This is a genomic window from Dialister micraerophilus DSM 19965 (assembly GCF_000194985.1).
Classification (GTDB): Bacteria; Bacillota; Negativicutes; order Veillonellales; family Dialisteraceae; genus Dialister; species Dialister micraerophilus.
This window is the reverse complement of sequence record NZ_GL878519.1, coordinates 386,733-394,077: the sequence shown is the minus strand read 5'-3', so window position 1 is coordinate 394,077 and position 7,345 is coordinate 386,733. Positions and strand designations below refer to the sequence as shown.

Annotated in this window: 8 protein-coding genes; 7 read left to right on the top strand and 1 reads right to left on the bottom strand. The window is 35.9% G+C overall.

Annotated features, from left to right (window positions below; genetic code table 11):
* Positions 1-229 precede the first annotated feature (229 nt).
* From sufC to HMPREF9083_RS01870, 6 genes are all read left to right on the top strand, one after another.
* Complete coding sequence (gene sufC, locus HMPREF9083_RS01895) at positions 230-973, top strand: Fe-S cluster assembly ATPase SufC (protein WP_007555689.1); 744 nt, start codon at positions 230-232, stop codon at positions 971-973.
* A gap of 1 nt (position 974) precedes the next feature.
* Positions 975-2,387 carry a Fe-S cluster assembly protein SufB gene (gene sufB, locus HMPREF9083_RS01890; protein ID WP_007555688.1) on the top strand — a complete coding sequence of 471 codons (1,413 nt, stop codon included), beginning with the start codon at positions 975-977 and terminating at the stop codon, positions 2,385-2,387.
* A 10-nt stretch (positions 2,388-2,397) separates the two neighbouring features.
* Complete coding sequence (locus HMPREF9083_RS01885; RefSeq protein WP_007555687.1) at positions 2,398-3,453, top strand: SufD family Fe-S cluster assembly protein; 1,056 nt, start codon at positions 2,398-2,400, stop codon at positions 3,451-3,453.
* Entirely contained in the window at positions 3,443-4,675 is a 1,233-nt protein-coding gene (locus tag HMPREF9083_RS01880; RefSeq protein WP_007555686.1) for a cysteine desulfurase, read from the top strand. The genes HMPREF9083_RS01885 and HMPREF9083_RS01880 overlap by 11 nt, the downstream gene beginning before the upstream one ends.
* Positions 4,675-5,103, top strand: coding sequence for a Fe-S cluster assembly sulfur transfer protein SufU (gene sufU / locus HMPREF9083_RS01875; RefSeq protein WP_007555329.1), 429 nt, complete (start codon positions 4,675-4,677; stop codon positions 5,101-5,103). The genes HMPREF9083_RS01880 and sufU overlap by 1 nt, the downstream gene beginning before the upstream one ends.
* 100 nt (positions 5,104-5,203) lie before the next feature.
* A complete protein-coding gene (locus HMPREF9083_RS01870) occupies positions 5,204-5,698 on the top strand; it encodes a flavodoxin (protein WP_007555685.1) in 495 nt (164 codons plus the stop codon).
* A 139-nt stretch (positions 5,699-5,837) separates the two neighbouring features.
* On the opposite strand, the gene rpsD is transcribed toward HMPREF9083_RS01870, so the two are convergent.
* Positions 5,838-6,431 carry a 30S ribosomal protein S4 gene (gene rpsD, locus HMPREF9083_RS01865; RefSeq protein ID WP_007555248.1) on the bottom strand — a complete coding sequence of 198 codons (594 nt, stop codon included), beginning with the start codon at positions 6,429-6,431 and terminating at the stop codon, positions 5,838-5,840.
* 206 nt (positions 6,432-6,637) lie between these two features.
* On the opposite strand from rpsD, the gene HMPREF9083_RS01860 reads away from it, so the two are divergent.
* Positions 6,638-7,345: a segregation and condensation protein A gene (locus tag HMPREF9083_RS01860; RefSeq protein WP_007555684.1), complete on the top strand. Its 708-nt coding sequence runs from the start codon at positions 6,638-6,640 to the stop codon at positions 7,343-7,345.

Genomic DNA, 7,345 nt, shown 5'->3' with positions numbered 1-7,345 from the left:
ACTGAATGTGAAGTGTTTTTTAAGTTTATAAAATAAATTTTTTATAACAAAAAATATATATCGAAAAAAGTAGATAATATCGGACATTCAGGCTTTTTGTCGATGTTTTTACAAATAAAAACAATTAAAAAAACATTATTTTTTGTTTACTTATCAAAATAAATAAGCTACAATGAAAACGTAAATAAAGATACAAAAATTAACTGATATAAATTTTGAGGTGAACTAAATGAGTGAGTTGCTTCGTGTTGAAAATCTTCACGTTTCAGTAGGAGAAAAAGAACTTTTGCACGGTATAAATTTGACAATCAATACCGGAGAAGTTCATGTAATTATGGGAGTGAACGGTGCAGGTAAATCTACGCTGCTTCATTCAGTTATGGGTAATCCGGCTTATGAAATTACAAAAGGTAAAATTTACTTTTGCGGAGAAGACATTACAGAATTATCCGTAGATAAAAGAGCGAAACTGGGAATATTTCTTTCTTTCCAGGCACCTATTTCAATTGCCGGTATTACTATGGAAAATTTCATTCGTACCGCAAAGACGATAGTAAGTGGAAAGAAACAGAAATTATTTCCTTTCAAGAGAATGCTTAAAGGATACTTGGAAGATTTGGAAATGGATACATCTTACGGAGAACGTTATTTAAATGACGGATTTTCAGGCGGTGAACGTAAAAAAAGTGAAATACTTCAAATGCGTGCAATGAATCCGAAACTTGCAATGCTTGATGAAACGGACTCCGGATTGGACGTAGATGCGGTGCGTGTAGTTTCACGCAACATTTCAGAATATCATAGCGAAGAAAACGCTATTGTTATGGTTACACATCTCAATCAGATTTTAAGATTTATCAAGCCTGATTTTGTACATGTACTGATTGACGGACACATAGTTAAAAACGGTGGACCGGAATTGGTAGATGAAATTGAAAACAACGGTTTTGACGCATATCGTAAAGAGGTGTAGTATGGCCGGAGAAAGAAAAAGAACTTATGTCGATGATGTAAATCGAAGTATATATGACATAAAAGATAAAGTTGAATTTTCTTATAAATCCGATTCGGGACTTACGGAAGATATTATCAGAGAAATTTCTTCAAAGAAAAATGAACCTGAATGGATGCTTCAAAAAAGACTTGAAGCTTTAAAAATTTACGATGAATTGGACATACCTCCGTGGATGCCGGATATATCCGAGTTGGATATGGACCACATATATACATATATACGTCCGAAAACCGACATGAAAGCACGTTGGGAAGATTTGCCGCAAAACATACGTGACACTTTCGATCGCTTGGGAATTCCCGAAGCCGAGAAGAAAAATCTTGCCGGAGTAGGTGCACAATACGATTCCGAAGTTGTTTACCACAATGTACAAAAAGAATTGGAACAACAAGGCGTAGTTTATGTGGATTTTGAAACGGGAGTAAATAAATATCCTGAAATAGTAAAAAAGTATTTCGGAAAATTAATAACACCCCGATACCATAAATTTGCAGCATTGCACTATGCAGTATGGTCAGGAGGATCGTTTGTGTACGTACCTGAAGGCGTTCACGTAAAAATGCCGCTTCAAAGTTATTTCCGTTTGAATGCTCCCGGAGCGGGACAATTCGAACATACGTTGATAATTATTGAAAAAGGTGCATCCTGTCATTTCATCGAAGGATGCTCCGCACCACGTTACAATGTGGCGAACTTGCATGCAGGTGCAGTAGAACTGTTTGTAAAAAAAGGAGCCACACTCCGTTATTCGACAATTGAAAACTGGTCAAAAAATATGTATAACTTGAATACAAAAAAAGCCATTGTCGAAGAAGACGGAAGTATGATTTGGGTAAGTGGATCCTTCGGATCTCACGTATCATGTCTGTATCCCGATACAATTTTGCAAGGTGATCGTTCGAAATGTGAATTTACCGGTATTTCATTTGCAGGTAAAGGACAATTTTTGGATACCGGATGTAAAGTTGAAAGCTTCGGAAAAGATACAAGCTTGAACATTAACTCCAAATCCATATCAAAAGGCGGCGGAACTTGTCTTTATAGAGGTGTAGTACATATAGGCCCGCGTGCAAAAGGCACAAAAGGTACAATAAGTTGTGAATCATTGATGCTTGATTCCTTGTCACGTTCAGATACAATTCCGGATATTATTATAGAAAATGACGACATAGATTTAGGTCATGAAGCAAAAATAGGAAGGATATCCGATGGAGATATTTACTATCTTATGAGCAGAGGAATATCGGAAGAAGAAGCAAAAGCCATGCTTGTACGAGGATTTGCCGAACCTATATCAAAAGCATTGCCTTTGGAATATGCGGTAGAAATGAACAGATTGATAGACTTGGAATTTGAAGGATCGATAGGTTAAGGAGGCGGAAATGAGAGAAATAAGAGTAAACAGACTGCCGACTTTGACATACAGATATTTGAAAACAAATGATACACCTTTTATGTTTAAGACACCGGAAAACATAGCAAATGCGGTATTTTCAGAAAATAAATATTTGAAAAAAGAATTTAATTTCCCTAAAACATACAAAGGTGCATGTGAAGAAACCATAAAAACAGCGTTGGAAGGACATACATATACAATAAAAATTCCTGAAAACGTAAAAACGAAATTAACTATAGAAATAAATACAAGTGAAGAACTAAAAGACTTTTCCGGAGCATTTCATGTAATATTGGAAGAATCATCGGAACTTGAACTTGTATGGAAATATAAAGGCGAAAAAAATATTGCAACAATTCTTACGGCAGTACAATATGATGTAGGTAAAAACGCCGAATTGAAAGTGTCACGTATACAAGACGGATTTGAAGACGCCTCAATATATGATGAAAGAAATATAATTATGGCGGAAAACGCTCATGCGGAATTTGTTGCGGCGGAATTCGGCGGTAAAGAAGTAATAGTACATAGCTATGCACAACTATTAGGAAATAACTCATCACTGTTTGAATCTGCAGTTTACATGGCAAGCGGAAATCAAAAAGTCGATTTCTTCTACCATATAGACTGTATAGGAAAAAATACCGACGGTAACATAGACGTAAAAGGTGCATTATCGGATTACTCGAAAAAAGTATTCAGAGGAATTTTAAACTTTATAAACGGATGCAGCGGATCCGTCGGGGATGAAAGCGATATAGCGATACAATTGGATCCTACCGCAAGAAACGTTTCATTGCCGTTACTTCTGTGTACGGAAGACGATGTACAAGGAAATCACGCATCAAGTGCGGGTCAACTTGACAACAATGTTTTGTACTTTTTGATGACAAGAGGATTTACTAAAACGGAAGCAAGACATATAATAGTAGAATCGTTGATTTGTCCGTTAATTGATAAAATGGACGAAAGTATACGTGACGAAGTAATGAATATAGTGAAAATACAATTGGAATCGCGGGAGGAAAACTGTGAACAATAGCATGATAAAAAAAGATTTCCCGATTTTGGATACCGAAGTAAACGGTCATAAAGTAGTGTATTTCGATAATGCCGCTACAACTCAAAGACCTTTGCAAGTTTTGGAAAAAGTAAATGAATATTGCTTACACCATAACGGAAATCCGCATAGAGGTGCACATGTATTTGCAATAAGTGCATCCGAAATCTATGACACATCCAAAGAAAAGGTGAAAGATTTTATTCATGCAAAAAGCGCCGAAGAAATAATATACACAAGAAACACAACGGAAAGTTTGAACCTGGTAGCACGTTCTTACGGAGAAAAATTTCTGAAAAAAGGCGATCGTATACTTATAGCAATATCCGAACATCATTCCAATCTGGTGACATGGCAACGAGTTTGTGAAAAAACCGGAGCAATACTGGAATATATATATGTAGACAAAGAAACCGGACACTTCATAGAAAGTGATTTGGAAAAATTAGACGACACTCGTGTAAAAATATTTGCATTTGCACAAGTAAGTAATGTACTCGGAATAAAAATAAATGCAAAAAAACTTATACAAAGAGCACATAAAAACGGTGCCTTAGTCATACTTGACGGAGCACAAAGTACACCGCATATGAAAGTGGACGTACAAGACTTGGACTGCGACTTCTTTGCATTCTCCGGACACAAGCTATGCTCATTGGGCGGAATAGGGGTTCTCTACGGTAAAAAAGAACTCCTCGAAAAAATGGAACCGTTCATGCTCGGCGGAGACATGATAGAAAGAGTTGAAGAACAAAAAACCTATTATGCACCGCTGCCGGCAAAATTTGAAGCCGGAACACAATATGTAGAAGGTGCTGTAAGTCTTACAGCAGCGATTGATTACATACAAAATATAGGATATGAAGAAATAAGAAAACGTGAAGAACAACTTGTAAAACGTACACTGGAAGGTATGAAAAACATACCGTTTATACATATAATAGGAAGTAAAGACTACAAAGAAAAAGAAGGATTGGTAGCATTTACCGTAGAAGGCGTACACCCTCATGATGTAGCTCAAATACTTTCCGAATACGGCATATGTATAAGAACCGGCCATCACTGTGCCGAACCTTTGCACAGATACTTGGGAATAAATGCAAGCTGCCGAGCAAGTTTTTACTTCTACAATACGGAAGACGAAGTAGATTATTTTATAGAAAAATTAAAAAAAGTGCGTACGGTAATGGGGTATAAAGACTGATGAATTTGCAACAATTATACACGGACTTGATACTTGAATATAATCAAGACAATTCGAACAAAAGAAATATAGACAAACCTACAATAAAAGAACACGGACATAATCCCAGTTGCGGAGATGATATAACCATCGAAATAAAACTCGAAGGAAATAAAATAGCAGACTTGGCATACACCGGCAGCGGATGTGCAATAAGTCAAGCATCAACCGCAATGATGATTGAAATAATGCAAGGAAGAGACAAAGACGAAGCCATGCATCTTGTAGAACTGTTTCTTGATATGATCAGAGGAAAAGAACTTAGCGAAAAACAAAAAGAAGAATTGGAAGCCGCAATAAGTCTTAAAGACATATCCAAAATGCCTGCACGAGTAAAATGTGCAGTACTCGGATGGCACACAATTGAAAAAGCATTTGAAAAACATTGACAAAAACCGTTTATTCAGTAAAATGAATAAACGGTTTTTCTTGCTACATATATGAAATTGTTGATATACTTAATACACAATTACTTCAAACAGGTGAAATATGGCGAATAAAGAAAATTTAATCATATACTACTCATACAGCGGAAATACAAGGTATGTAGCGGAAATATTACAAAACACCATAGGCGGAACAATGGCATCGATACGATTGGAAGACAAATATCCCGAAGACAAAGAAGCCATGTTTATAAGAACGCAAAAAGAAATAAATGAAAACTGTTTACCTCATCTGAAAACATTTCCGGTAAACATATATGAATACAAAAAAATATTTATAGGTACCCCCGTATGGTGGTACTCGGCATCACCGCCAATGAAAAGATTTCTAAAACAATTCGACTTCTCAAATAAATTGATATTTCCTTTCATAACAAACGAAAAAAGCACAGGACATGCAATGAACGACATTATATCGGCAATCAGAGACGGAACAATAAAAACGGGACTCACAGTAAGATTTTCCGGAAACAGACTACTCACGCCGAAAATGTACATAAAAACATGGGCAAAAAGAGCAATGGAAACAGAAATGTAAAATTCAAGGACAATTTATATTTGCTTTTAGTATAAAAGCAAATATAAATTGTAAAATCGTAAATACTTGAAAACAAATAAAAATAAAAAACTCGCAGTACGATAATGTAATGCGAGTTTTTGAATTTCTTTGTATATAATTATTTGCTGTACAATTCAACGATGTATGTTTCATTAACTTCGTCTTTGTACGGAAGTTCTTCACGGAGCGGGATACGTGTCAAAGTTACTGACCAGTTATCGAAGCTCTTTTCGATGTATGGAAGATCGAAAGTCTTAAGTTCGTTGAAAGACTGTTTGAACATTTCGTTGGATCTGTAGTTTTCACGAAGTGAAACTACCTGACCGGGCTGTACGGAGTAAGACGGAATGTCTACTTTCTTTCCGTTTACGCTGATTAATCCGTGGTTAACCATCTGACGTGCCTGACGAATTGAACGTGCAAAACCTGCACGGTATACGATGTTGTCAAGTCTACGTTCGAGTAAAGCCAGCAGATTTTCGCCGACGACGCCGGACATTCTTCTTGCTTTATCATAATAGCGATAGAACTGTCTTTCTAAAAGATTGTAAATCGCTTTAACCTTCTGTTTTTCTGCTAACTGCATGCCGTATTCTGATTGTTTCTTCTGATGAGCATCTGCAGTCTGCCGTTTTAACGCTTTCGGATGACCGTAAATGTTGAGGCCAAATCGTCTGCTTGTCTTAAAACGGGGATTTCTGTTTGTTGCCATTGTGTAAATCACCTCTTCTTAAAATTTACTGTTCAAAACTAAAACAGCTTTATAATTATAACTTTTATATCTGTAAAAGTCAAATAAACTACATGAAAACAGATTGTTTTTTTATTGTATTCGTGTTTAATTGCGTTCTTATGATAATATATTATAATGAAATAGAATAAATTCTATTTATTTGATTGATTTACGGAACGATACGTATGGATGCAGAAGAAAGAAATAAGTATTTTGTAAATATTCCGGTCTTTGAAGGACCGTTGGATTTATTACTTCATTTAGTAAATAAAAATAGAATAGATATTCAGGATATTCCCGTTCATGAAATAACGGATCAATACTTGGATTATTTAAAAGCGGCGGAACAATTCAATTTGGAGTTGGGAAGTAGTTTTTTTCAAATGGCAACCACTCTTTTGTATATAAAATCTCGTATGCTTTTACCTAAACAAAGACAAGCGGATGATGAGGATGTTGAAGACCCTCGTTTGGAGTTGGTACGTTCTTTGGAAGAGTTCAAAAAAATGCGGGAAGTGAAATTTCAAATTGAAAGTTTAATTGCAAAGCAGGCTCCTTTTCGAATGAAAGAACCTGAGGAAATTCAGTCCGGAGTGTATAACGGTAAAATTTCCGTAAAAAGATTGTCTCAGATTTTTTTCGCTCTTTATTATGACAGCCGATTTAAAGAAGAAAGGGTTCTTTCATCTGAAGAGGTTTCATTGGATGAAAAAATGTATGATTTGGAGCGTTTACTGAAAAAAGAAAAAGTGATAGATGTAATGGCGTATTTTAAAATGCAGAAAAGCAGAATGCATTTGGCGGTATCATTACTTGCATTGCTTGAGTTTATTCGCTTGGGACGTGTAGTGTTGGGTCATAGTGTACATGGGGTGACTGTCGAGAGGAAATGA